The 22,810-nt window shown below is 60.8% G+C and carries 26 protein-coding genes; 13 read left to right on the top strand and 13 right to left on the bottom strand.

Going from position 1 to position 22,810, the window contains the following annotated elements; genetic code table 11:
- Positions 1-20 precede the first annotated feature (20 nt).
- Positions 21-917, top strand: coding sequence for an EamA family transporter (locus tag HBO12_RS22550; RefSeq protein ID WP_170043259.1), 897 nt, complete (start codon positions 21-23; stop codon positions 915-917).
- Between the two features lie 31 nt (positions 918-948).
- Here HBO12_RS22550 and HBO12_RS22545 read toward each other — a convergent pair whose 3' ends face one another.
- On the bottom strand, positions 949-1,809 hold the full coding sequence (locus HBO12_RS22545; RefSeq protein ID WP_170043258.1) for a DMT family transporter: 861 nt from the start codon (positions 1,807-1,809) through the stop codon (positions 949-951).
- Positions 1,810-2,254: 445 nt separating this feature from the next.
- On the opposite strand from HBO12_RS22545, the gene HBO12_RS22540 reads away from it, so the two are divergent.
- Entirely contained in the window at positions 2,255-2,803 is a 549-nt protein-coding gene (locus HBO12_RS22540) for a hypothetical protein (RefSeq protein ID WP_170043257.1), read from the top strand.
- A gap of 42 nt (positions 2,804-2,845) precedes the next feature.
- Positions 2,846-3,010, top strand: a complete 165-nt coding sequence (locus HBO12_RS22535) for a hypothetical protein (RefSeq protein WP_170043256.1) — start codon at positions 2,846-2,848, stop codon at positions 3,008-3,010.
- A 45-nt stretch (positions 3,011-3,055) separates the two neighbouring features.
- On the opposite strand, the gene HBO12_RS22530 is transcribed toward HBO12_RS22535, so the two are convergent.
- Both HBO12_RS22530 and cysK read right to left on the bottom strand, forming a co-directional pair.
- On the bottom strand, positions 3,056-3,994 hold the full coding sequence (locus HBO12_RS22530) for an aspartyl/asparaginyl beta-hydroxylase domain-containing protein (protein ID WP_169955575.1): 939 nt from the start codon (positions 3,992-3,994) through the stop codon (positions 3,056-3,058).
- Positions 3,995-4,200: 206 nt separating this feature from the next.
- A complete protein-coding gene (gene cysK / locus HBO12_RS22525) occupies positions 4,201-5,175 on the bottom strand; it encodes a cysteine synthase A (protein WP_170043255.1) in 975 nt (324 codons plus the stop codon).
- A 125-nt stretch (positions 5,176-5,300) separates the two neighbouring features.
- Between cysK and HBO12_RS22520 the strand changes: the two genes are divergently transcribed.
- The 3 genes from HBO12_RS22520 to HBO12_RS22510 all read left to right on the top strand — a co-directional run bounded on the left by HBO12_RS22520 (position 5,301) and on the right by HBO12_RS22510 (position 8,530).
- The gene (locus HBO12_RS22520; protein ID WP_170043254.1) at positions 5,301-6,377 is read left to right on the top strand and encodes a DUF748 domain-containing protein; all 1,077 of its coding nucleotides are present in this window, start codon (positions 5,301-5,303) and stop codon (positions 6,375-6,377) included.
- A gap of 117 nt (positions 6,378-6,494) precedes the next feature.
- Positions 6,495-7,340: an AAA family ATPase gene (locus HBO12_RS22515; RefSeq protein ID WP_029292347.1), complete on the top strand. Its 846-nt coding sequence runs from the start codon at positions 6,495-6,497 to the stop codon at positions 7,338-7,340.
- 11 nt (positions 7,341-7,351) lie between these two features.
- Positions 7,352-8,530 carry a vWA domain-containing protein gene (locus HBO12_RS22510; protein WP_057441266.1) on the top strand — a complete coding sequence of 393 codons (1,179 nt, stop codon included), beginning with the start codon at positions 7,352-7,354 and terminating at the stop codon, positions 8,528-8,530.
- 116 nt (positions 8,531-8,646) lie between these two features.
- Here HBO12_RS22510 and HBO12_RS22505 read toward each other — a convergent pair whose 3' ends face one another.
- From HBO12_RS22505 to HBO12_RS22495, 3 genes are read right to left on the bottom strand one after another with little or no spacing between them, the layout of a single operon-like run.
- Complete coding sequence (locus HBO12_RS22505; protein ID WP_170043253.1) at positions 8,647-9,561, bottom strand: 5-oxoprolinase subunit C family protein; 915 nt, start codon at positions 9,559-9,561, stop codon at positions 8,647-8,649.
- Entirely contained in the window at positions 9,558-10,262 is a 705-nt protein-coding gene (locus tag HBO12_RS22500) for a 5-oxoprolinase subunit B family protein (RefSeq protein ID WP_169955571.1), read from the bottom strand. Before HBO12_RS22500 ends, HBO12_RS22505 begins: the two co-directional genes overlap by 4 nt.
- Positions 10,259-11,002, bottom strand: coding sequence for a 5-oxoprolinase subunit PxpA (locus HBO12_RS22495; protein WP_169955570.1), 744 nt, complete (start codon positions 11,000-11,002; stop codon positions 10,259-10,261). Before HBO12_RS22495 ends, HBO12_RS22500 begins: the two co-directional genes overlap by 4 nt.
- 178 nt (positions 11,003-11,180) lie before the next feature.
- Between HBO12_RS22495 and HBO12_RS22490 the strand changes: the two genes are divergently transcribed.
- Positions 11,181-12,119, top strand: a complete 939-nt coding sequence (locus HBO12_RS22490; RefSeq protein WP_170043252.1) for a LysR family transcriptional regulator — start codon at positions 11,181-11,183, stop codon at positions 12,117-12,119.
- 124 nt (positions 12,120-12,243) lie between these two features.
- Here the strand turns inward: HBO12_RS22490 and HBO12_RS22485 are convergent, their stop codons facing one another.
- The 3 genes from HBO12_RS22485 to HBO12_RS22475 are packed head-to-tail and all read right to left on the bottom strand — an operon-like array spanning position 12,244 to position 14,069.
- On the bottom strand, positions 12,244-12,786 hold the full coding sequence (locus tag HBO12_RS22485; RefSeq protein ID WP_016971394.1) for a DUF2937 family protein: 543 nt from the start codon (positions 12,784-12,786) through the stop codon (positions 12,244-12,246).
- Between the two features lie 11 nt (positions 12,787-12,797).
- The gene (locus HBO12_RS22480; RefSeq protein WP_029292340.1) at positions 12,798-13,574 is read right to left on the bottom strand and encodes a class II glutamine amidotransferase; all 777 of its coding nucleotides are present in this window, start codon (positions 13,572-13,574) and stop codon (positions 12,798-12,800) included.
- A 30-nt stretch (positions 13,575-13,604) separates the two neighbouring features.
- A complete protein-coding gene (locus tag HBO12_RS22475) occupies positions 13,605-14,069 on the bottom strand; it encodes an MFS transporter (protein ID WP_225923868.1) in 465 nt (154 codons plus the stop codon).
- A gap of 90 nt (positions 14,070-14,159) precedes the next feature.
- Here HBO12_RS22475 and HBO12_RS22470 point away from each other — a divergent pair, with 90 nt between their 5' ends.
- Positions 14,160-16,214 (top strand): S9 family peptidase, encoded by a 2,055-nt coding sequence (locus HBO12_RS22470; protein WP_170043251.1) that lies wholly within the window; start codon positions 14,160-14,162, stop codon positions 16,212-16,214.
- Here HBO12_RS22470 and HBO12_RS22465 read toward each other — a convergent pair.
- Positions 16,211-16,495: a hypothetical protein gene (locus tag HBO12_RS22465; RefSeq protein ID WP_169955567.1), complete on the bottom strand. Its 285-nt coding sequence runs from the start codon at positions 16,493-16,495 to the stop codon at positions 16,211-16,213. The genes HBO12_RS22470 and HBO12_RS22465 overlap by 4 nt on opposite strands.
- Before the next feature lie 81 nt (positions 16,496-16,576).
- On the opposite strand from HBO12_RS22465, the gene HBO12_RS22460 reads away from it, so the two are divergent.
- Positions 16,577-17,263 (top strand): spermidine synthase, encoded by a 687-nt coding sequence (locus HBO12_RS22460; RefSeq protein WP_169955566.1) that lies wholly within the window; start codon positions 16,577-16,579, stop codon positions 17,261-17,263.
- A 12-nt stretch (positions 17,264-17,275) separates the two neighbouring features.
- Here HBO12_RS22460 and rarD read toward each other — a convergent pair whose 3' ends face one another.
- Positions 17,276-18,160 carry an EamA family transporter RarD gene (gene rarD, locus HBO12_RS22455; protein ID WP_170043250.1) on the bottom strand — a complete coding sequence of 295 codons (885 nt, stop codon included), beginning with the start codon at positions 18,158-18,160 and terminating at the stop codon, positions 17,276-17,278.
- A 622-nt stretch (positions 18,161-18,782) separates the two neighbouring features.
- Here rarD and HBO12_RS22450 point away from each other — a divergent pair.
- The 3 genes from HBO12_RS22450 (at position 18,783) to HBO12_RS22440 (ending at position 20,170) form a co-directional block, all read left to right on the top strand.
- Positions 18,783-19,157 (top strand): YajD family HNH nuclease, encoded by a 375-nt coding sequence (locus tag HBO12_RS22450; protein ID WP_038448187.1) that lies wholly within the window; start codon positions 18,783-18,785, stop codon positions 19,155-19,157.
- Between the two features lie 134 nt (positions 19,158-19,291).
- Positions 19,292-19,759, top strand: coding sequence for an RNA methyltransferase (locus tag HBO12_RS22445; RefSeq protein ID WP_032863501.1), 468 nt, complete (start codon positions 19,292-19,294; stop codon positions 19,757-19,759).
- 69 nt (positions 19,760-19,828) lie between these two features.
- Entirely contained in the window at positions 19,829-20,170 is a 342-nt protein-coding gene (locus HBO12_RS22440; RefSeq protein WP_169955564.1) for a YgaP family membrane protein, read from the top strand.
- A 138-nt stretch (positions 20,171-20,308) separates the two neighbouring features.
- On the opposite strand, the gene HBO12_RS22435 is transcribed toward HBO12_RS22440, so the two are convergent.
- Positions 20,309-21,541, bottom strand: a complete 1,233-nt coding sequence (locus tag HBO12_RS22435) for a hypothetical protein (protein WP_170043249.1) — start codon at positions 21,539-21,541, stop codon at positions 20,309-20,311.
- Positions 21,542-21,553: 12 nt separating this feature from the next.
- Entirely contained in the window at positions 21,554-22,003 is a 450-nt protein-coding gene (locus HBO12_RS22430; RefSeq protein WP_029292333.1) for a YcgN family cysteine cluster protein, read from the bottom strand.
- Between the two features lie 153 nt (positions 22,004-22,156).
- On the opposite strand from HBO12_RS22430, the gene HBO12_RS22425 reads away from it, so the two are divergent.
- Complete coding sequence (locus HBO12_RS22425) at positions 22,157-22,750, top strand: nitroreductase family protein (RefSeq protein WP_169955562.1); 594 nt, start codon at positions 22,157-22,159, stop codon at positions 22,748-22,750.
- Positions 22,751-22,810: the final 60 nt, after the last annotated feature.

Below are 22,810 nucleotides of genomic sequence, written 5' to 3'. Positions count from 1 at the left end.
TTGTTGAAAAGGAGCTGTCCGTGAGACCTGTCGACACCCTCTACCTGCTGCTACTGGCCGCCATCTGGGGCGCGAGCTTTCTGTTCATGCGGATTATCGCGCCGCAGATCGGCACCTTGCCTACGGCGTTTTTCCGCGTTTCGATTGCCGCCGCCGGCCTGCTGGTGATCCTCGCGATGCTACGGGTGCGCTGGGATTTCCAGGGCAAGTTCAAGATCGTGTTGTTGCTGGGGGTAATCAACTCGGGGATTCCCGCGACCATGTATTCGGTGGCGGCCCAGGTCTTGCCAGCGGGTTACTCGGCGATTTTCAACGCCACCACGCCGTTGATGGGGGTGTTGATTGGCGGGCTGTTTTTCCATGAACGGCTGACGCCCTCGAAGATTGCCGGGGTGTGCCTGGGCCTGTTCGGCGTGGGCATCCTCACGCGCGCCGGGCCGGTGGCGTTTGACCTGGAGTTGCTGATGGGCGCCCTCGCCTGCCTGCTGGCAACCACCTGCTACGGCTTCGCCGGTTTCCTGGCACGCCGTTGGCTGGATCAACAGGGTGGCCTGGACAGCCGACTTTCGGCACTGGGCAGCATGCTCGGCGCCACATTGTTTCTATTGCCGTGGTTTGGCTGGAGCGCCATCAGCCACCCGCCCGCCAGTTGGGGCGGCTGGAATGTGTGGCTGTCCCTACTGGGCCTGGGGCTGCTATGCACGGCATTCGCCTACATCCTGTACTTCCGTTTGCTGACCTCCATCGGGCCGGTGAAGTCGATGACCGTCACCTTCATGATTCCGCCATTCGGCGTGTTGTGGGGCGCATTGCTGCTGGACGAGCCGTTGTCCATGGCCCATCTGTATGGCGGGTTGTTGATCGCGGGGGCGCTGTGGCTGGTGCTACGGCGAGGGAAATTGATCAAAGCTGTGTAGGAGCCGGCTTTTCGGCTCCTACACAGGGATATCAAGCTTTACGGAAGACGAATACCAACCCAATGATGATCAACCCCATCCCCAGCACGCTCAGCACTGCCAGCCGATTACCGAAGATCAAGTAGTCCATCACCGCAGTGACTGCCGGCACCAGGTAGAACAGGCTGGTGACATTCACCAGGTTGCCCCGGGCAATCAGGCGGTACAGCAGCAGCGTCGCCAACAGTGACACCACCAGCCCCATCCACAGCACCGGCAGGTAAAAGCCACTGTTGTGCTCGAAAGCAAAGGGCTGGAACGGCACGAACACCGCGCACAACAACAAACCCGCCAGGTACTGCACCGGCAAGGTACCCAATGGGTTATCGGTGATGCGCTTTTGCATGATCGAGCCCAGGGTCATGCTCGCCAGCGCCAGCAAACCAAACAGCATGCCGGCCAGGGACATGCCAGCCAGACCGATGCCCTGGTACACCACCATGATCAGGCCCGCCAACCCCAACGCCAGGCCGAACATCCGGCGCCATGAACGCTGGCGCTCCATCAGCACCACGGTGAGGATCGGCTGCACGCCCATGATGGTCGCCATCACGCCGGGGGTGACCTTCAGGTCCAGGGCCAGCAGATAAAAAATCTGATAGGCCCCCAGCAACACCAGCCCGGTGGCCGCCGCATACCACAGCGGTTTGCCCGGGCGCGGCAACCTCAGTTTGAGAATCGGCACCAGCAGCACCAAGCCCGCCAGGGCAATGGCAAAGCGGATCAACAGGAAGGCAAAGGGGGACGCATGGGCCAGGCCCAGCTTGGAGAAAATCGCCCCGCTGCTCCACAGCAGCACAAACAGGCTCGTCGAGGCCGCCGCGGCCACGGATTGTTTCGAAAGAACAGACATGATGAACACCTGTAGTCAGGCAAAAAGCCAACTCAGCCAAGGCTGAAATTCAGTAGGTTCGGTACAGGCAGGCAACGGGGAGCAGCGGTCTGCTGATCAGCCCGAAACGCCAACGCCCGGCGGTGATACGAGTGCGTACACCGGGATGCTACTGACAGGTGGGGGGTAATGACTGATCTGCACAGGCTGCTGATTCCCGCACGGCACGACCGCAGCGTTGACCGCTGAATCGACTACCGCTATGCGTGGGGAAGCAGGCATGGGCTGATCTTTTTTGGAGGGATGAAAGGTGCTGCGAAACACCTGGCGCCGACTATAACCAGCCGCTGACACGCTTTGCAATGGCTTTGCCAAAAGGCCAGTAAGGGCATGTTGAAAAATCACCTCTAGCCTTGGGAAAACCCAACGCCCTCCGCTTCAGGAGGCTTTCGACTCATGACCGCCAATGCCAAAAAAACGCGCCCCCTTGCGATACCAGCTCTACCGATCAAAAGCCATACGCCTTGTGAATGCATCGACTCAACAGTGGTACAAAAACCTGAAACACACCGCCGCCCAAGGCACAGAGATCGACTTAACCCATGTCCGTTTTGAATTGATCGACAGCCATGCATTGGCTGCCTATCAGGACTGGACAGCAGACTCTCACTTCTCATGGGACGAGGTTGCGACGTGGAAAGGCCGTGAACCGATGGCGTTCGATTTGTCCCTCTGGTACGAAGAGGAACTCTGTGGGCTGTGCTTTGCCAATCCCAATCAAAGCCGATTGCGGATCAAGGTCATCCGCCTGGAGGGAAGACCTGGAAAATCCCACCCGTTGAAAAGCCGCATAGCTTCACTGACGATGATTGCCATCGACCATTACGCGAGAATCATTGGCAGCCAATGGATAGAGATTCAGGAGCCCGCACCCGGTGCTATTGCCCTCTATCAAAACCTGGGCTTTGACTTCGATTCACGGGGCAGGCTTGTGATAGCGGTAGAGAACGAATAGCATCGAAAAAATGTTCAATTAATGATCAATTGTGGAGGCTGCATGGGAGAACTTATTAAAAAACCCGGCGCCCGAAAAGCGTCGTCCAAGGCCCGCCAGGAACTTAAAAGCACTGTACTGACTGCCAATCAGCGCCGTTTTCTAAACGCGGCCATGGCCGGCAACGTTGAAGAACCAAGCCTTTTGGCGGGGCACCCGGAAAAATAAAAGTCATAAAAAAACCGCTCATACGAGCGGTTTTTTTTGAACCCATCAGCCAAATAACCAATACACCAACGCCACAACCACCACCGCCGCCAGCACCGGCCGCATGATGCGATAGGCTTTGGGGTGCTTGCGCTTCCACTGCTTGACCACCCCACTGAAACGATCACTGAAGCTCTTGCTCCAGGCATAGGCCTGGTTGATCCCGCCCACGCGCTCGTCATCCAGGTTCTGCGGCGCGGTTGCGCGGCCCAATTGGGCACTGACCCAGCGATTGACGCGAGTCATCAACCGGTTGCTCAGTGGCCGCTCGATGTCACAGAACAAAATCACCCGGGTCTTCTCGGTTTCGTTCTTCACCCAGTGCACGTAGGTTTCGTCGAACATCACGTCTTCGCCATCGCGCCAGGCGTAGACCTGGCCATCGACGAAAATGCGGCAGTCGTCGGAGTTGGGCGTCGACAACCCCAAGTGATACCGCAGGGAGCCGGCAAACGGGTCGCGATGGGGGTTGAGGTGGCTACCGCCCGGCAACAGCGCGAACATGGCGCCCTTGACGTTGGGAATGCTGCTGACCAGGGCCACGGTCTTGGGGCACAGCAACTCGGCCGATGGCAGCGGTTTGTCGTACCACTTGAGGTAGAAGCGCTTCCAGCCCTTCTTGAAGAACGAGCCAAACCCGGCATCGTTGTTCTTCTCGGCGGCGCGGATATAGCCTTCGTCGAACAGGTGCATGGCCTCCTCGCGGATCACCTCCCAGTTGTCCTTGAGCACATCCAGTTCCGGGAACTTGCTGCGATCCAGGTAGGGCTTGGACGGTACAGCCGAGAAGATGTACATCAACGCGTTGTACGGGGCGAACAGCGCCGAATGGTTGACGAACTGGCGCAGCACCGGCAAACGCGCCTTGCCGCGCAAATGCACGTAGAGCGTACTGCCGATAAACAGCAACAGCACCGACAGCTTGGCGGCCAAAGAAAAGGTCATGCAGCAACTCCTGGAAATAGCCTCCCGGCAGCGGGAAACCAGACATAGCAGCCGGCCATGATAAACACTCCGGGCCGGAGGAAAAACCCGCGTCATCCAACAATCCGTTTTAAGGGGCGCGCGGCGAGCAATCAATTATGCATAAGGGGCATAAAACCGGGCTGATATGGATCAACCCGATTTCCCTGGAACGGCACCTACCAGGGTCAGGCCTGGTTTTCCTGGTCGGTGAACAGATCGCTGAACAACATGCTCGACAAGTAACGCTCGCCGGAGTCCGGCAGGATCACCACGATAGTCTTGCCCTGCATTTCCGGTTTCTCGGCCAGGCGCACCGCAACGGCCATCGCCGCGCCACAGGAGATCCCGCACAGGATGCCCTCTTCCTGCATCAAGCGCAGGGCCATGACCTTGGATTCCTCGTCACTGGCCAACTCCACCCGGTCGACCATCGACAGGTCGAGGTTCTTCGGCACAAAACCGGCACCAATGCCCTGGATCTTGTGGGGGCTGGGCTTGATTTCTTCACCGGCCAACGCCTGGGTAATCACCGGCGAACTGATGGGTTCCACCGCCACCGAGAGGATCGGCTTGCCCGCCGTGTTCTTGATATAGCGCGACACGCCCGTGATCGTCCCACCCGTGCCGACGCCCGCCACCAGTACATCCACCGCGCCATCGGTGTCGTTCCAGATTTCCGGGCCAGTGGTTTTCTCATGGATGGCCGGGTTGGCCGGGTTGTCGAACTGCGCCGGCATGAAATAGGTCGCCGGGTCGCTGGCGAGGATTTCGCCGGCTTTCTCGATCGCGCCTTTCATGCCCTTGGCCGGCTCGGTCAGCACCAGTTCGGCGCCCAGGGCCTTGAGCACCTTGCGCCGCTCGATACTCATGGACGCAGGCATGGTCAGCAACAATTTGTAGCCACGGGCGGCGGCGACAAAGGCCAGGCCAATCCCCGTGTTGCCCGAGGTCGGTTCAACGATGGTCATGCCTGGCTTGAGTTTGCCGCTGCTTTCCGCATCCCAGATCATGCTCGCGCCAATCCGGCACTTCACCGAATACCCAGGGTTACGCCCTTCGATCTTGGCCAGGATGGTCACGCCACGGGGTGCGATACGGTTGATCTGAACCAGGGGCGTGTTACCGATGGAGTGCGCGTTGTCTGCAAAAATGCGGCTCATGGCGGGGTCCTTTAGGCAGTTTTCATGAAGGCAACAAGGGTATGCCTCGTACTCCAAGGCGTCCAGTCGAGGAACGTTGCCGCTGCCGGCGTAGTCAACCGCCTATACACAGGGAGGAAAAACCCATGAAGCGTCGCTACAGTTGGCCGATATGGACGGTCGCCGGGCTGGTGGTCGTGCTGGTGGCACTGGACATCGCACTGCCCTACCTGGTGCGCAACTACCTCAATGAAAAACTCGCCGACATGGGCGACTACCGTGGCCAAGTGACGGACGTAGACCTGGCCCTGTGGCGCGGCGCGTACCGGATCAATGGCCTGCAGATCGTCAAGGTCGACGGCAAGGTGCCCGTACCGTTCGTCAAGGCGCCGGTCATTGATCTGTCAGTGAGCTGGCATTCCTTGTGGTACGACCATGCGGTGGTGGCCCAAGTGCAATTCGTCAAGCCAGAGCTCAACTTCGTCGACGGTGGCGCCAACAAACAGGCGTCCCAGACCGGTCGTGGCACCGACTGGCGGGCGCAACTGGGCAAACTGCTGCCCATCACCCTCAACGAAGTGCGCATCGACGACGGCAAGATTGCCTTCCATAACTTCAACTCCAAACCGCCGGTCAACATCGGGGCCACCCAGGTCAACGCCAGTTTCTACAACCTGACCAATGTGGTGGACGTCGAAGGCAAGCGCGATGCGCGCTTTGACGGCAAGGCCCTGTTGCTGGGGCATGCGCCGCTGGAAGCCAGCGCGACTTTCGACCCGCTGAGCAACTTTGAAGACTTCGAGTTCCGCTTTCGCGCCCGCGACATCCAGCTCAAGCGCATGAACGACTTCGCTTCGGCCTACGGCAAGTTCGACTTCAATGCCGGCACCGGCGACGTGGTAATCGAGGCCCAGGCCGAGAAAGCCCAACTGACCGGCTATATCAAGCCACTGTTGCGGGATGTGGAAGTCTTCGACTGGCAACAGGATGTGGAGAACAAGGACAAGGGGATTTTCCGCTCGATCTGGGAGGCCGTGGTCGGCGCCAGCGAAACCGTGCTGAAGAACCAGAGCAAAAACCAGTTCGCCACCCGGGTCGAGCTCAGTGGCAGCGTTCACCAGCAAGATATCAGCGCGTTCCAGGCGTTTTTGCAGATTTTGCGCAATGGCTTCGTCCAGGCGTTCAACGCCCGCTACGAACAACCCAAACCCAGCGCCGATTGAACCTGGCGTGACTGGTCATTCAGAGACTGAATAACCCGTCTGCGTTCACAGTCACCGGGGCTGCGCGCTATAGTCGCAGGCATGCTGACTACCGGCGTCATGTTCGAGGATTGAGAAATGAAGTTCGAAGGCACCCAGGCCTACGTTGCCACCGATGACCTGAAATTGGCCGTCAACGCTGCCATCACGCTGGAGCGCCCGCTGCTGGTCAAGGGCGAACCGGGTACCGGCAAGACCATGCTCGCCGAACAACTGGCCGAATCGTTCGGCGCGCGGTTGATTACCTGGCACATCAAGTCCACCACCAAGGCGCACCAGGGCCTGTATGAATACGATGCGGTCAGCCGCCTGCGCGACTCGCAGTTGGGCGTGGACAAGGTCCATGACGTGCGCAACTACCTGAAAAAAGGCAAGTTGTGGGAGGCTTTCGAGTCCGAAGAGCGGGTGATCCTGCTGATCGACGAGATCGACAAGGCCGATATCGAGTTCCCCAACGACCTGCTGCAAGAACTCGACAAGATGGAGTTCTACGTCTACGAAATCGACGAGACCATCAAGGCCAAGAAACGCCCGATCATCATCATTACCTCCAACAACGAGAAAGAGCTGCCAGACGCGTTCCTGCGTCGCTGCTTCTTCCACTACATCGCCTTCCCCGACCGCACCACCCTGCAAAAAATCGTCGACGTGCACTACCCCGACATCAAGAAAGACCTGGTCAGCGAAGCGCTGGACGTGTTCTTCGACGTGCGCAAGGTGCCGGGCCTGAAGAAAAAGCCCTCCACCTCCGAACTGGTGGACTGGCTCAAGCTGCTGATGGCCGACAATATTGGCGAGGCGGTGCTGCGCGAGCGTGATCCGACCAAGGCCATCCCGCCACTGGCCGGCGCCCTGGTGAAAAACGAGCAGGATGTGCAACTGCTTGAGCGCCTGGCGTTCATGAGCCGTCGCGGCACTCGATAAGGGCTTTTGCCATGCTGCTCAACCTGTTCAATGAAATGCGTGCAGCCAAGGTGCCGGTCTCGGTGCGTGAGCTGTTGGACCTGATCAACGCCCTGAAACAACGGGTGACCTTCGCCGACATGGACGAGTTCTACTACTTGTCCCGGGCGATCCTGGTGAAGGACGAGCGCCATTTCGACAAGTTCGACCGGGCCTTTGGGGCCTACTTCAACGGCCTGGAAAAACTCGACGATCACCTGCAGGCGCTGATTCCCGAAGACTGGCTGCGCAAGGAGTTCGAACGTTCGCTGAGCGATGAAGAGCGCGCGCAGATCCAATCCCTGGGCGGCCTGGACAAGCTGATCGAAGAGTTCAAGAAACGCCTGGAAGAACAAAAGGAACGCCACGCCGGCGGCAACAAGTGGATCGGTACTGGCGGTACCAGCCCGTTCGGTTCCGGCGGTTTCAACCCCGAGGGCATTCGCGTGGGTGATGCCGGCAAGCGCCAGGGCAAGGCGGTCAAGGTCTGGGACCAGCGCGAGTACAAAAACCTCGATGACTCGGTGGAACTGGGCACACGCAATATCAAGGTGGCCCTGCGCCGCCTGCGCAAATTTGCGCGCCAGGGGGCGGCCGAGGAGCTGGATATCGACGGCACTATCGACCACACCGCCCGCGACGCCGGCCTGCTGAATATTCAGATGCGTCCGGAGCGGCGCAATACGGTCAAGCTGCTGTTGCTGTTCGACATCGGCGGCTCGATGGATGCCCACGTCAAGACTTGTGAAGAGCTGTTCTCGGCCTGCAAGACCGAGTTCAAGCACCTGGAGTACTTCTACTTTCACAACTTCATTTATGAGTCGGTGTGGAAGAACAACATGCGCCGCACTTCCGAGCGCACCTCGACCCAGGACCTGCTGCACAAGTACGGCGCCGACTATAAGGTGATCTTTATCGGCGACGCGGCCATGGCGCCTTACGAAATCACCCAGGCCGGTGGCAGCGTGGAGCACTGGAACGAGGAGCCGGGGTATGTGTGGATGCAGCGGTTCATGGAGAAGTACAAGAAGCTGATCTGGATTAACCCTTACCCGAAAGACACCTGGGGCTATACCTCGTCGACCAACATCGTGCGGGATTTGATTGAGGACCAGATGTATCCGTTGACCTTGCGCGGGCTTGAAGAAGGGATGCGTTTTCTCTCTAAATAGGCGGTGAATTCACCGCAGCTATCGCAGGCAAGCCAGCTCCCACAGTTGAATTGCATTCACAAATCAAAAGATGTGAACGCCGCTCAACTGTGGGAGCTGGCTTGCCTGCGATGCCTTTAGCGATTCGTAAATCGCTGCAAATAGCTCAGATGCTCGCGATGCGCTGTCTCCTGCATCACCGGCGCCAGCCTCACCTTCTCCCCCGGCAGGCACTGCGCCAGGCGCGCCAACGCCAATGGCGTCAACGCCCCCAACCGCGGATAGCCGCCAATGGTCTGGCGATCATTGAGCAATACAATCGGCTGCCCATCCGGCGGTACCTGGATCGCACCCAAGGGAATGCCTTCGGAGATCAGCGACGGTCCCTGATACGCCAACGGCGTGCCCAGCAAGCGCATGCCCATGCGGTCGGCGCGGCTGTCCACGGCCCATTCGGTATTGAAGGCATCGAACAGGCTCTGGCCGCTGAACTGGCCGATCTGCGCGCCGAGGATCACGCCCAGGGGCGCGGTAGCTTGCAACCGCTCAACCGGCAACTCCCGCAACTGACTGCCGGTGCCGGAATACCCCAGGGCCGCACCTTCGGCCAGGGCCCGGCCAAAACCGTCAAGCCCGCCCAGGGCTTCGCGCCCGACGCTGGCACAACTGCCCAGCACCTTGGGCGCGTCAAACCCGCCCGGCGCCGCCAGGTAAGCCCGCGCACCACGGTGTGGCTGGGTGAAGCGCAGACGCTGGCCTTTTTGCAGAATGAAACTGCGGCCAGGGCTGATGGCGCGTTCGTCGATATACGCCCCCAGGTCCGCACCGGCCAGGGCCAGCACGCACAGCGCCTCGGCCTGCACGGTAAAACCGCCCAGGGTGATTTCCACCACCGGCGCATCCAGCGGGTTGCCCAGCAGCCAGTTGGCCCAGGACATCGACACCCAATCCAGCGCGCCGCCCTGGGTCACGCCCAGGTGCCGCACACCAAAACGCCCGGCATCCTGCAACAGGCACAGCGCGGTGCTGGCCTCGATCAACAAGCGGCTCATGCCTGGGCCTCCAAGGGCGTGTCATCGCCACCCAGCTTGATAAATTCAGCGCGGCCAATAGCTTCGAAACGCACGCTGTCGCCTGGCTGCATCAGGCTGTAGCCGTCGCGCTCGCGGTCGAACAGTTTGGCCGGGGTGCGGCCGATCAGGTTCCAGCCACCAGGAGATTCCACCGGATAGGCTGCGGTCTGGCGCTCGGCAATACCGACGCTGCCCGGCGCCACCCGTTTGCGCGGGGTGCCCAGGCGCGGCGCGGCAAGCTGTTCTTCCACCAGGCCCATAAACGCAAACCCAGGAGCAAACCCGAGGGCGAAGACCTGATAGTGATGCTGGCTGTGGCGGCGAATCACCTCGTTGACCGCAAGCCCGCTACGCTGGGCGAGCAAGGTCAGCTCAGGGCCGACGCTCAGGTCGTACCACACCGGCAATACATGACACTGCCCACTGCCCTGGGCCTGCGGCTGCAAGTCCGTCAGGGCGTGCTCGATCAGTTCCCGGGCCTGTGCCGGGCTCAGTGCCAGCAGGTCGTAATGCACCATCAGCGTCGTGTAGGAAGGCACCAAATCCACCAGCGCCGCGCCAAACCCCTCGCGCAGCCGGCGCGTGGCAGCAAGCATCCAGGGCATGTTGTCTTCGGCGATCACGTCAAACAGGCGCACCATCAGACAGTCGATGGCGACTACTTCAATCCGTGGCTTCATGCTGGCGTCAACGCCTGGCGAATGCGCTGCACCGCCGCCACCGAGCTGGCGTTATCGCCATGCACGCAGAGGGTGTTGGCTTGCAGCAACAGCGGGCTGCCATCGCTGGCGACCAGGGTTTGGCCACGGGCAATGGTCAAGGCCTGCTCAAGGATGACCTGCGCATCGTGATGCACCGCGCCCGGTAACTGGCGCGAGACCAGGTGCCCGGCGTTGTCGTAGGCGCGGTCGGCGAAGGCTTCGAACCACAGGGTCACGCCATATTCATCCCCCAGGGCCTGGGCGGCGCTGTTGTCACGGGTGGCCATCAGCATCAACGGCAGGCTGGCGTCGTACGCCGCCACGGCCTGGATCACTGCGCGCAGTTGCGCAGGCTTGGCCATCATGTCGTTGTACATCGCGCCATGGGGTTTGACGTAGCTGACCCGGCCACCCTGGGCCCGGCAGATACCGTCGAGGGCACCGATCTGGTAATGCAACAGGTCCTGGAGTTCCTGGGGCGCATAGGCCATGGAGCGGCGGCCGAAGCCTGCCAGGTCCTGATATGCCGGGTGCGCACCTATCTGCACGCCATGCTGCAACGCCAGGGCGACGGTCTTGCGCATGATGCTCGGGTCGCCGGCGTGGAAACCGCAGGCGATATTGGCGCAATCAATGAATGGCATGACCTCGGCATCCAGACCCATGGTCCAGGCGCCAAAACTTTCGCCGATGTCGCAGTTCAGTAGCAGGCGGCTCACACTGAAGACTCCTGTAGGCTTTATTTTTTTGTAGTGTGGGATCTTTTACCAAGATCCCGCAACGATGTTGTCCTGAGCCCCGACGACGCTTATCGTGAGACAGCCCGATTTTTGGCGCGCAGCCCCTGCTGCGTCCAACTAATAAAAACCGATCCATGCATAAGAAAAAGTTGATCCCATGAATTTGAAGTTCCTCGAAACCTTCGTCTGGGTGGCCCGGCTCAAGAGCTTCCGGCTCACCGCAGAGAAGCTGTTCACCACCCAGGCCTCGATCTCCAGCCGCATTGCAGTGCTGGAAAGCGAGCTGGGGGTGAAGCTGTTTTTGCGAGACTCGCGTGGCGTAAGCCTGACCCCGGACGGGATGAAGGTGCTCGATTATGCCGAACAGATGATGGTCACCATGCAGGGGCTCAAGCAATCGCTGGAAACCACCAGCAGCAAGGTCGGACGCATCCGCATCGGCGCAATGGACACGGTGATCCACACCTGGCTCAGCCCGTTGGTGACCGAACTGATGGACCACTTCCCCTTGGTTGAGATCGAATTGGTCGCCGATACGGCGCTGAATCTCTGCGATCAGCTGCAAAAAGGCTTCCTCGACGTGATCCTGCAAACCGACCTGATGCGTCAGGAGTCGGTGCGCAGCCTGGAACTGGCCAGCCACCCCATGGGCTGGATCGTCGCCAGCCACTCGATCTACAACCGCGACTACGCCTCCCTCGCCGAACTGGCCCAGGAACGGATTATTACCTACTCGAAAAACTCCCATCCCCACCAGGACGTGTTGAGCCTGATGCAGGCCCATGGCGTGGCGGCGCCGCGCATGAACTGCGTGAACTCGGTGTCGGCCATCACCCGCCTGCTACGCGACGGCTTCGGTATCGGCGCGTTGCCGCCGGTGCTGGTCAGCGAAGAATTGGCGCGGGGCGAGTTGCTCGTGCTGCCGATGGCGCAGCGCTTGCCGAACCTGCAGGTGGTGGTGTCGTGGCGGGTGGGGGTGGAGTTGGTGGAAGAGATTGTGGCGTTGTGCCAGAGCGTAGTGGCGCGGTATGCCGAGGAAGTGGGTGAAGAGCGCATGGTGCTCAACCAACCAAACCCGCTGAGGACACCCGATTAAACCTGTGGGAGCTGGCTTGCCTGCGATGCAAGCACCTCGCTACATAAGCTGCACCGGGGTGACGCCATCGCAGGCAAGCCAGCTCCCACACAAACCCGCTGCAACCTTGGGATTTGTGGCGTAGTTACAGGCCCTTGAGGTCCCGCTCTTCAATCGGCCGGCTCTGGCGCAAGCGCTTGCCGCCCAGCACCACCCAGTCGATCAGGCGGAACAGGCACTCCAGGCCGAACGACAGCAGCATCGCCCCACCCAGGCCCCAGCCCATGGCTTCGGGGGTCAGGAGGATCTGGTAGCTGTAGCCATTCCAGGTTTCCCGGCGGATATCCGGGTCGGCGGCCACCGCCACCTGCAAGGCGCGGATGTACCACGGCCCCTGCATGGCCTGAAATTGCTTGTCCAACGCCACCTGGCGATCGAGCAAAGTGCCGAGGCTGTTGGCATCGCTGCGGAACACCGGGTCATCGCTGGCACGGTAATGCGCCACCAATGCTTGCAAATCGCCATTGAAGAACTGCTGGGCCGTGCTTTCAAAACCGCGCAAACCGGTCTGGGCTTCGATCAGGTGGGCCTCGACCCGCTTGGCGTAGTCGTTGATAAACCCCGGGACTTGCACCCCGACCAACAAACCGATGGCAAACAACACCAGGCGCAGATAGCTGAGCAACATAATCGACGTCCTTATGCGGTTGTGCCCTGGCGCACGCATTCGCCGCGCCGCCACAGGCTCCACTGGCCCGGTTCGTAGCGGGTCCAGGTCTCGTTTTCGGTCAAGGGTTCGGTGGCAATCACCGTCACCACATCGTTTGGCGTGGTTTCAGCCTGAAAATCGACGATCACGTCGACATCTTTCAACCGTGCAGGGCCAAACGGCGCACGGCGAGTGATCTGCGCCAGCTTGGTCGAGCAGTAGCAGAACAACCAATCACCATCACTGAGCAGGCAGTTGAACACGCCCTTGCTGCGGTATTCGGCGCAGGCCGCGATCAGGTCCGGCAGCACTTGCTCGATATCCACCGGTTCTGGAAACGCCTCGCGGATGCGGTTGAGCAGGTCGCAGAACGCCGCTTCGCTGTCGGTATCGCCCACCGGGCGGTAGAACGTGGCCTGGGGCGTGAAGTCGGCGAGTTGGCCATTATGGGCGAAACACCAGTTGCGCCCCCACAGTTCGCGCACGAACGGATGGGTGTTGGACAGGCTCACCTTGCCGACGTTGGCTTGGCGGATATGACCAATCACCACTTCACTTTTGATCGGATAACGCTGCACCAGCAGGGCCACTTCCGACTCGCTGCTGGCCGCCGGGTCCTGGAACAGCCGCAGGCCACGGCCCTCATAGAAGGCAATGCCCCAGCCATCGCGGTGTGGCCCGGTGCGCCCACCGCGCTGCATCAGCCCGGTGAAGCTGAACACAATATCGGTCGGTACGTTGGCACTCATGCCCAATAATTCACACATGCCAGGACTCTCGATGCAGGGCTTACAACGTTAAAGACGCGGCTCGACCCGCATACCACTGACCGGGGCCGGCGCACGGCCATAGGGCTCGTCGTCCTCAGGCTCGGCCGCGACCGCTGCCGCAGCGGCGGCCTTCTGCTCACGCCGGGCCTTGGCGGCACGCTCGATGGGCCAGCGAATCAGCACAAAGACCAGGTACAGGCCAAAGGCGATCATGGCGTACATCAGCAAATCGGACACCGCCCGCCAGGCGTTATTGCCCACTTTGAGCAACAGATCCAGGGCGGTGATGGCCACGGCCGGGGCGAATTGCTCCTTGACCGGGTCGACAATGGTCGGGCTCAACAGCAGCACCGCCATCAGCAACCGCAGCGGTTCGCGCAGCCAGCGCCAGATCCAGCGGGTCAGGCGAAACCACACCAGCAGGCAGCCCAAAGCGGCGAAGGCGTAGAGGCCCCAAGCGGTCAGATAGTCGTTCTCGGTCATGGTGTCCATGGCAAGGTAGGCAAACAGGCCCGTATGATAACGGCTTTTGAGTGCCACGGCTGCAATGCCGTCGGCCCGCCACCAGACAGAGAGTGATCCATGCCTTCATCGACCCACGCCGCTGCCGCCCCGATTGCCCGCCAGGACTCAGGCCAGGACCCGTATGCCTGGTTGCAGGAACGCGACAACAGCGAGGTGCTCGACTACCTCAAGGCCGAAAATGCCTGGCAAGAGGCGCAGCTTGAGGACCAGAAAGCGTTGCGCGAAAGCCTGTTCCAGGAGATCAAGGGCCGTATCCTCGAGACCGACCTGTCACTGCCCTCGCCCTGGGGCCCGTACCTGTATTACACGCGCACCACCGCCGGTGACGAATACGCGCGCCATTACCGCTGCCCGCGCCCGGCCGACGACAGCCAGCAGATCGATGAAAACGCCGAAGAACTGCTACTGGACCCAAATGTGCTGGCCAATGGCGGCTTTTTCTCCCTCGGCGCCTTCAGCATCAGCCCGGACCACAAGCGCCTGGCCTACAGCCTGGATACCAATGGCGAAGAGATCTACACCCTGTACGTGAAGGAATTGTCTTCGGGTAAGGTCAGTGAACTGGCCTTCGAAGACTGCGATGGCAGCATGACCTGGGCCAACGACAGCCTGACGCTGTTCTTCGGCGAACTGGACGACACCCATCGCCCGCACAAGCTGTATCGCTACCGCCTGGACGGCACCGCTGCCGAAGAAGTGTTCCACGAGCCCGACGGCCGCTTCTTCCTGCATTGCTACCGCTCCAGTTCCGAGCGCCAATTGCTGCTGTCCCTGGGCAGCAAGACCACCAGTGAAATCTGGGCCCTGGACGCCGAGCAGCCGCAACAGGCGTTTGCCTGCCTGGCGCCACGGGTTGAAGGCCATGAATACGATGTCGATCACGGCAAGCTGGACGACCAATGGACCTGGTTTATCCGCAGCAACCGCGATGGCATCAACTTTGCGCTATTCCAGGCGGCCGACACCGGCGGCGTGCCCACCGAAGACCAGTGGCACAACCTGATTGCCCACGATGACGCGGTGATGCTCGATGGCGTGACGCTCAATGCCCGGGCCATGACCCTGAGCCTGCGCATTGGCGGCCTGCCGGTGATCGACGTGCACCCACAAGGCCTGCCGACTTATCGCGTGGAACTGCCGGACGCGGCCTACAGCCTGTATGTGCAAAACAGCCTGGAATTCGACAGCGACAAAATCCGCCTGCGCTATGAAGCACTCAATCGTCCGGCCCAGGTCCGCCAATTGGAGCTGGCCAGCGGCGCGCAGCACGTGCTCAAGCAAACCCCGGTACTGGGCGTGTTCAATGCCGACGATTATGTCAGCCAGCGGCTGTGGGCTACCTCTGCCGATGGCACCCAGGTGCCGATCAGCCTGGTGGTCAAGCGTGACCAGGTGGGCCAGCCGACGCCACTGTACCTGTACGGCTACGGCGCCTACGGCTCGAGCCTCGACCCGTGGTTTTCCCATGCGCGCCTGAGCCTGCTGGACCGCGGCGTGGCGTTTGCCATTGCCCATGTGCGCGGGGGCGGCGAATTGGGCGAAGCCTGGTACCGCGCCGGCAAGCAGGAGCACAAGCAAAACACTTTCAGCGATTTTATTGCCTGCGCCGAACACTTGATCGCCGAGAGCCTGACCACCTCCAAGCAGCTGGCCATCAGCGGCGGCAGCGCCGGCGGGCTGTTGATCGGTGCCGTGCTCAACCAGCGCCCGGAGCTGTTCCAGGCAGCCATTGCCGAAGTGCCCTTTGTCGATGTGCTCAACACCATGCTTGACCCCGACCTGCCACTGACCGTCACCGAATATGACGAATGGGGCAACCCTCAGGAACCCGAAGTGTACGAGCGGATCAAGGCCTATGCGCCGTACGAAAATGTCAGCGCCCAGGCCTACCCGGCGATGCTGGTGATCGCCGGCTATAACGACAGCCGCGTGCAGTACTGGGAGGCCGCCAAGTGGGTGGCCAAGCTGCGCGCCACCAAGACCGACGACAACCTGCTGTTGCTCAAGACCGAACTGGGCGCCGGCCATGGCGGCATGAGCGGGCGTTACCAGGGCTTGCGTGACGTGGCCCTGGAATACGCCTTTGTGTTCAAGGCCCTGGGGCTGGTTTAAGAACCCGCCGCCTTGGGCTTGCTGTCGTTTTGCTGCAAGCCGGGCAAGGTCTGGTCCTTGGGCGGCTTGGGCATTTCAATCGGCGGCAACAATGGCGCCCCGCTACCTTGTGGCTTGGGCGCCGTTGGCGGCGTGACTTGCGGATAGGGGGTCGGCGTGGCAGTGCCCGGCGCCCCCGTGGTGGTCGCCGGCGTGTTCGGCACGGGTTGCAACTGCTGGGCATGTGCGGCACCCAATGTGAGCACACTCCCTACAATGACCGCTAGAATGCTGCACTTCATCGATGGCTCCATGGCCTGACTGTTAACCAGTCCCAAGGCTACTCCCAACCGCGCAAGAATGCCCTTCCCAATGAGATTTCCATGAAACGTTTCGTGCTGCTCGACACCACCCCGATCCCCGATAACGGCGGCGCCCTGTGCCTGTTCGAGTACGGCGAGGATTTTGTGATCAAGATCCAGGGCGGTGACGGCGGGCAATTGATGAACACGCGCATGCACGGCTCCGAAGATGCCCTGGCCGAAATCCCCTGTCGCAAGGTCGCCGGCCGCCCTGGTTCACGGGTATTGATTGGCGGCCTGGGCATGGGGTTCACCCTGGCCTCGGCGCTCAAGCACCTGGGCAAGACGGCCGAAGTGGTGGTGGCTGAATTGGTACCGGGCGTCGTGGAGTGGAATCGCGGCCCGCTCGGGGAAAAATCCGGCAACCCGCTGCTGGACCCGCGCACGGTAATCCGCCTGGAAGACGTGGCCAAGGTGCTGCAAGCCGAGCCCCAGGGCTTTGATGCAATCATGCTCGACGTCGACAACGGCCCCGAAGGCCTGACGCAGAAAGCCAACAGCTGGCTGTACTCCGCCGGTGGCCTCAGCGCCTGCGCCAAGGCCCTGCGCCCCAAGGGCGTGCTGGCCGTGTGGTCGGCCAGCGCCGACAAGCAGTTCAGCGACAAACTGCGCAAGGCCGGCTTCAAGGCCGAGGAAGTGCAAGTGTTTGCCCATGGCAACAAGGGCACCCGGCATACCATCTGGATTGCCGAGAAACTCAAGGGCTGAACGGCGCGCCGCTCAGATCGAGCGACGCAGTCGACTCAGGTGCCGCAAGCCTTCCAGTACCAACACCACCACCGCCAGCCAGATGGGCAGGTAGGTCATCCACTGGCCCGGCTTGAGGCTGTCGCCCAGCATCAACGACACCGCCACCAGCAACACCGGCTCAGCGTAACTGAGCAGGCCGAACAGGCTGAAGGGCAACAGGCGGCTGGCCAGGATGTAGCAATAGCCTGCCGCCGCGCTGACCAGGCCCATCACTGGCACCAGCCAGTACAACGCCGGGCGCTGCGCCAGCGTTTCGCCAATGGGTTGGCCGCCGAGGATGAACCACAGCGCCACGGGGATCATCAGCATCATGTCCAGCCACAATCCGCCCAGGTTGTCGGTGCCACAGCGCCGGCGCAGGACGAAATACAGCGGGTAACCAACACACACCACCAGGGTGGTCCAGGAAAACCCGCCCGTGCGGTACAACTCATTGCCCACGCCCACTGCGGCCAACACGGCGGCAATCTTTTGCAGATGGGAAAGGCGTTCGCCATAAACGATACGCCCGGTGATAACCATGGTCAGCGGCAACAGGAAGTAACCCAGGGAAACGTCCAGGCCATGGCCGTTGAGCGGCGCCCACATGAAGATCCACAACTGCACACCCACCAACGCGCTGGTCAGCACCACGCAAGGCAACAACCCCGGCTTGTCGCGCAAGCGCTGGTAGATCAGCGGCACCCATTTCCAATCCCCGGACAGGCACAGCAGCAGCGTCATGAAGGGCAACGAAATAAGGATTCGCCAGCCAAATATCTGCTGGCCGTCCAAAGGCTCAAGAAGAGAAGTAAAGAAATACAGCACACCAAACAGCAAGGACGCGGAAACCGCCAGAACAACACCTTTAGACACAACAGCCTCTACAACAAATTGCATGTATTGAATTGAAGCTGGCAGTTGAATGTAAGCGAGACGAACATCAAAACTTATTAACGCGCACCACAAACTTACAACTCACACAGAATAGAATTCCAGAGTCATGAATTTATAAGCACAGGGTAACTCGTCGATTTTTTATTATTGGCAAGACGCTGATCAAACTCTTCAACCAACCCGACTTCGGTGATTGGCAGCAGTACGCTCTGCACGAGCGCCTCTGATTTGAAACGCCACAACGCCAGCCGCGGGGGCTGATATCGTGATGGGAAAACCCGATTGCACGGGAAACTAACGGTCGCCAGGCAAGACCTGGCTTATTGAGAACCTGACACCACCACACAACAGCGGCAGTGGGCCAAGAGACGCCACATTAAAGAACTTGGTAAAGTTAGTCCAACACTTTCTCAGCTAAAACTAACGCTGGCCTTATTTAACTTCCCAACGGTATTCAAACACAGCGCTGGCCAGCCATTGTTAGTGTGCCCCAAGCCGCCCAATCGCCGCCCGGCGCCCGGACTGAAAAAGCCAAGGGCTTATTGCCCCGCGAGCAGCTAGAATCAACGCCATCCGTGATCCACTAAAAACAGGAGCCATGATGAGCTCAAGCAACCCGCCCTCCCACACCGCCAAGCTGGACCGTATCCTCGCCGATGCCCAGCGCGACCGGGAAATGGGCTACCGCGACAAAGCCCTGAAAATGTACCCCCACGTATGTGGCCGCTGCGCCCGTGAATTTGCCGGCAAGCGCCTCAGCGAGCTGACCGTGCACCACCGCAACCACAACCATGACGACAATCCCCAGGACGGTTCCAACTGGGAATTGCTGTGCCTGTACTGCCACGACAACGAACACTCGCGCTACACCGACCAGCAGTATTTCGGTGAAGGCTCCACCAGCAGCCCGACCATTGCCAAAGCCACGCACAACCCGTTTGCGGCGTTGGCGGGGTTGATGAAGAAGGACGACTGACGGTCGTCGCTGAACGTTACGACGTCATCGCGGCGATGCTGCGATGACAATCGCCCAAACACGCCATTTCTATAGCGACCGCTGCTCGAGCAATCCCCGTATAATTGCGGTTTTTCTCGAAGGCACCCTCTCCCGTGGGCAATAAACGCTACAGCTGCATCGGTCTGTACAACCCCAAATCCCCCGAAAACGTCGGTTCGGTCATGCGCGCCGCCGGCTGCTATGGCGTGGCTTCGGTGTTCTACACCGGTAAACGCTATGAGCGGGCCCGGGACTTTATTACCGATACCAAGAAGGTCCACCACGATATCCCGCTGATCGGTATCGACGACCTGAAAAAGATCCTGCCCCTGGGCTGCATCCCGGTCGCCGTCGAGCTGGTGGACGGCGCCCGCCCGCTGCCCGAATACACCCACCCGGATCGCGCGCTGTATATCTTCGGCCCCGAAGACGGCTCCCTCGACAAAGAGATCCGCGACTGGTGCGAAGACGTGATCTACATCCCGACCACCGGTTGCATGAACCTCGCGGCCACGGTCAACGTGGTGCTCTACGATCGCCTGGCCAAGGGCAATAACACCCGTTCGGGCCCCAAGTACTGATTTGGCGGGAACATCCACGAACTGCCGGCAGTCAGTTGCATATCAATGGCCCTTTGTTGGAGACAGACCATGAGCGACAGCAAAACCCTCAACCCTGTAATTGAATCGACGCCGTTCCAAACCCAGCCGACCCAGAATGTCCAAGGCTGGGAGCGCATTGGCTCCTTGGCCGGTGGCGTGGTGATGATGGGCAAGGGCATTCGCCGGGGCGGCTTCTTTGGCCTGATCCAAGTGGCGATTGGCGGTGTGGCCTTGGCACGCGGGATCAGCGGGCATAGCTCGGCCAAGTCGCTGCTGGAAAAAAGCCGCCAGGATATGAACAGCGTACGCACAAAAATCGAACGCGCCGGCGAAGAACTGAAAAACCTCAAGACCCGCGCGCAAGTGGCTGCCGAAAAAACCACCCCGTGACGCAACTTGTGTGGGAGCTGGCGTGCCTGCGATGCGGGCGGCTCGGTCTTTTAGTCAGACCGAGGTGATGCTATCGCAGGCAAGCCAGCTCCCACACAAACCCAGTGCCTACACAAGCTGTGTTTGCACCATTGAGTTTCAGCGCAGCAGTTTGCTGTCGAGCACCACCGAGGATTCGCCAATCACGCTTTCGGCCAACTGCACAAACTCCCTGGTCGTGATGCTGTCCAGGCGCATCAGCGCCTGCGTCAGGTCATCCAGGGAACGCTTGTTGTGGGTTTTCAGGCGAATTTCGCGATCCAGTTCCTGCAACACCACCACCGCCCGCGCCACCGTGGCGCCGCTGACGTGCTCGCCGCGCAAGGTCGTCACACCTTTGCCGTCCTTGCTCAAGCGCGCCTGTATTGCCTCATAACGCTCGTCGCTGATGCCACCCGCACGGCGTAGCAGTTCAATGGAGTAATACTCGGCAAGCCCTTCGCTGATCCAATCGCTGCCCTGATGGTCGTTGAACCGGCCGATGGCCTGCACCACTTCGCGAATCAACGGGCTACTGCCGTTTTCGCTGACCAGCGGCGTGCGGCTATTGAGGTACACCGAATCGCGCCCGGAAAACGCGCCACGGCGCATCGGATCACTGGCCCCCACGACCAGCAGTTTGGCCGGATGCCGGGGAAACGCTGCTTGCACCTGGGGCCAAACGAATGTCAGCAACGTCAACACGTCCATGCGGCGCATGGCCTGGCCCTTGGGCGAGGTCACGGTGATTTCAGTTTCGCCCAGGCGTACCCGGCGGCTGCCCAGGTTACCGGCGAGCATCCAGCCCGTGGGCCGGTCGAACAGACGGGACACGTTGTCGATACGGAACTTGTGCTTGCCGATCCGCGGCCAGGGGGTCTCGACGCTTTTCCATCCTGGCGGCAGCTCGAAGGTCAGCCGCGACACCAACTCCACGCCGTCCTGCTGGTCAAGCCGGGCCGCAGGCACCAGGTCTTCACCACGAAACAGCGCCCAGCTGGGGGTCATGCGCGATTCGTAGATGCCGGGCTTGCGCGCATGGCTCAGGCGCACGCGGTAGGTCAGGCTGGCCTTGTCGGCGCCCGGCTGCCACAGGCCACGCCGGGCCCCCGTATCGGGCGTGACCTGCCACTGGCCGTCGGCCTTGAAGTCGCTGTAGTCACCGTCGCGCCCCAGGTCGAAGTTCAGGCTGCGCACCGCCGAGCCCTCGGACAGGCTCAGGCGCACCTCGGCCTGATCGCTCTGGGGTAATAGTTTGACGTGATAGTCGAGGTCGACTTTTTTCGCCGACCATGCCGACGTGCTCAACCCCAGCAACAGCAGGCTTGCCGCCAGCCTGGCTTGGACCGTCATACGCTCTCCTTTTCAGCCTGCGCGAAAAATCAGGTAATCCTCCCAATCGTCCTCGGGCACGCTGCCTTCGCTGAGCATGCGGCCGGACTGGGAAATGCGTTCGTGGTGCACGGCGTCGCGATCACCGCAGACCAGGTGGTGCCACAGCGGCAAGTCCTTGCGCTCACTGACCAGGCGATAGCCACAGGTCGGCGGCAGCCATTTGAACTGATCGGCCTGGCCCGGCGTGAGCTGGATGCAATCGGGCACCGAGTCCCGACGGTTAGGGTAGTCGGTGCACTGGCAGGTTTTCAGGTCCAGCAATTTGCAGGCGATGCGCGTGTAATAGACGCTGTTGTCGTCTTCATCTTCAAGCTTTTGCAGGCAGCACAGGCCACAGCCGTCGCACAGCGACTCCCATTCCTCCTGGTCGAGGTGCTCGAGGGTTTTGCGTATCCAGAAAGGTTCGACTTTGGCGGCCATGGCTCTACATCAGTATCGGTAGGTGAAAAGGCCGCCAGTCTAGTGCCCAAGCCCCCTGGGGCCAAGCGCTTACGACTGCCGGTAGGGCAAGACTTGTCAGGCGCGCGACGGCGCAGTAGCTTTGAGGGCCGTTTTTTTCACCAGGATCCGCTTATGAGCACTGAGCCACGCGTTGCCGATTACCCGATCCACCCGCAGTTCACCGAGCGTTGGTCGCCGCGTGCGTTTACCGGGGAAAGCATTCCGGAGGAAACCCTGCTGAGCTTCTTCGAAGCTGCGCGCTGGGCGCCTTCGGCCTACAACTCGCAGCCTTGGCGGTTTCTCTATGCCCGTCGCGATACGCCGCACTGGCAGCGTTACCTGGGCCTGCTCAATGAATTCAACCGTGGATGGGCGCAACATGCCTCCGCACTGGTGATCGTGGTGTCGAAAACCACTTTCGCAGTGCCCGGCGCCAGCGAAGAAACCCCGGCGCTGTGGCACACCTTTGACACCGGCTCGGCCTGGGGCCACCTGGCGCTGCAAGCCAGCATCAGCGGCTGGCATACCCACGGCATGGCCGGCTTCGACCAGGAGCTGACCCGCAAGGAACTGAAGATCCCCGAGGGTTATGCGCTGCATGCGGCAGTTGCGGTGGGCAAGCTGGGGGACAAGGCGACCCTGGCCGACTACCTACAGGCCCGGGAAGCCCCAAGCCCCCGCCGGCCGTTGAGCGAGTTGGTATCTGCTGGTGACTTCAAGCTCTAAGCCCCCGGCTGCATAGGCCATCGCCTGGCGTATGCAGCTTGTTGAAAGCGCCAAGGTGCA

This window comes from Pseudomonas sp. WS 5059 (assembly GCF_012985525.1).
Classification (GTDB): domain Bacteria; phylum Pseudomonadota; class Gammaproteobacteria; order Pseudomonadales; family Pseudomonadaceae; genus Aquipseudomonas.
This window is presented reverse-complemented; position numbering and strand designations above follow the sequence as displayed.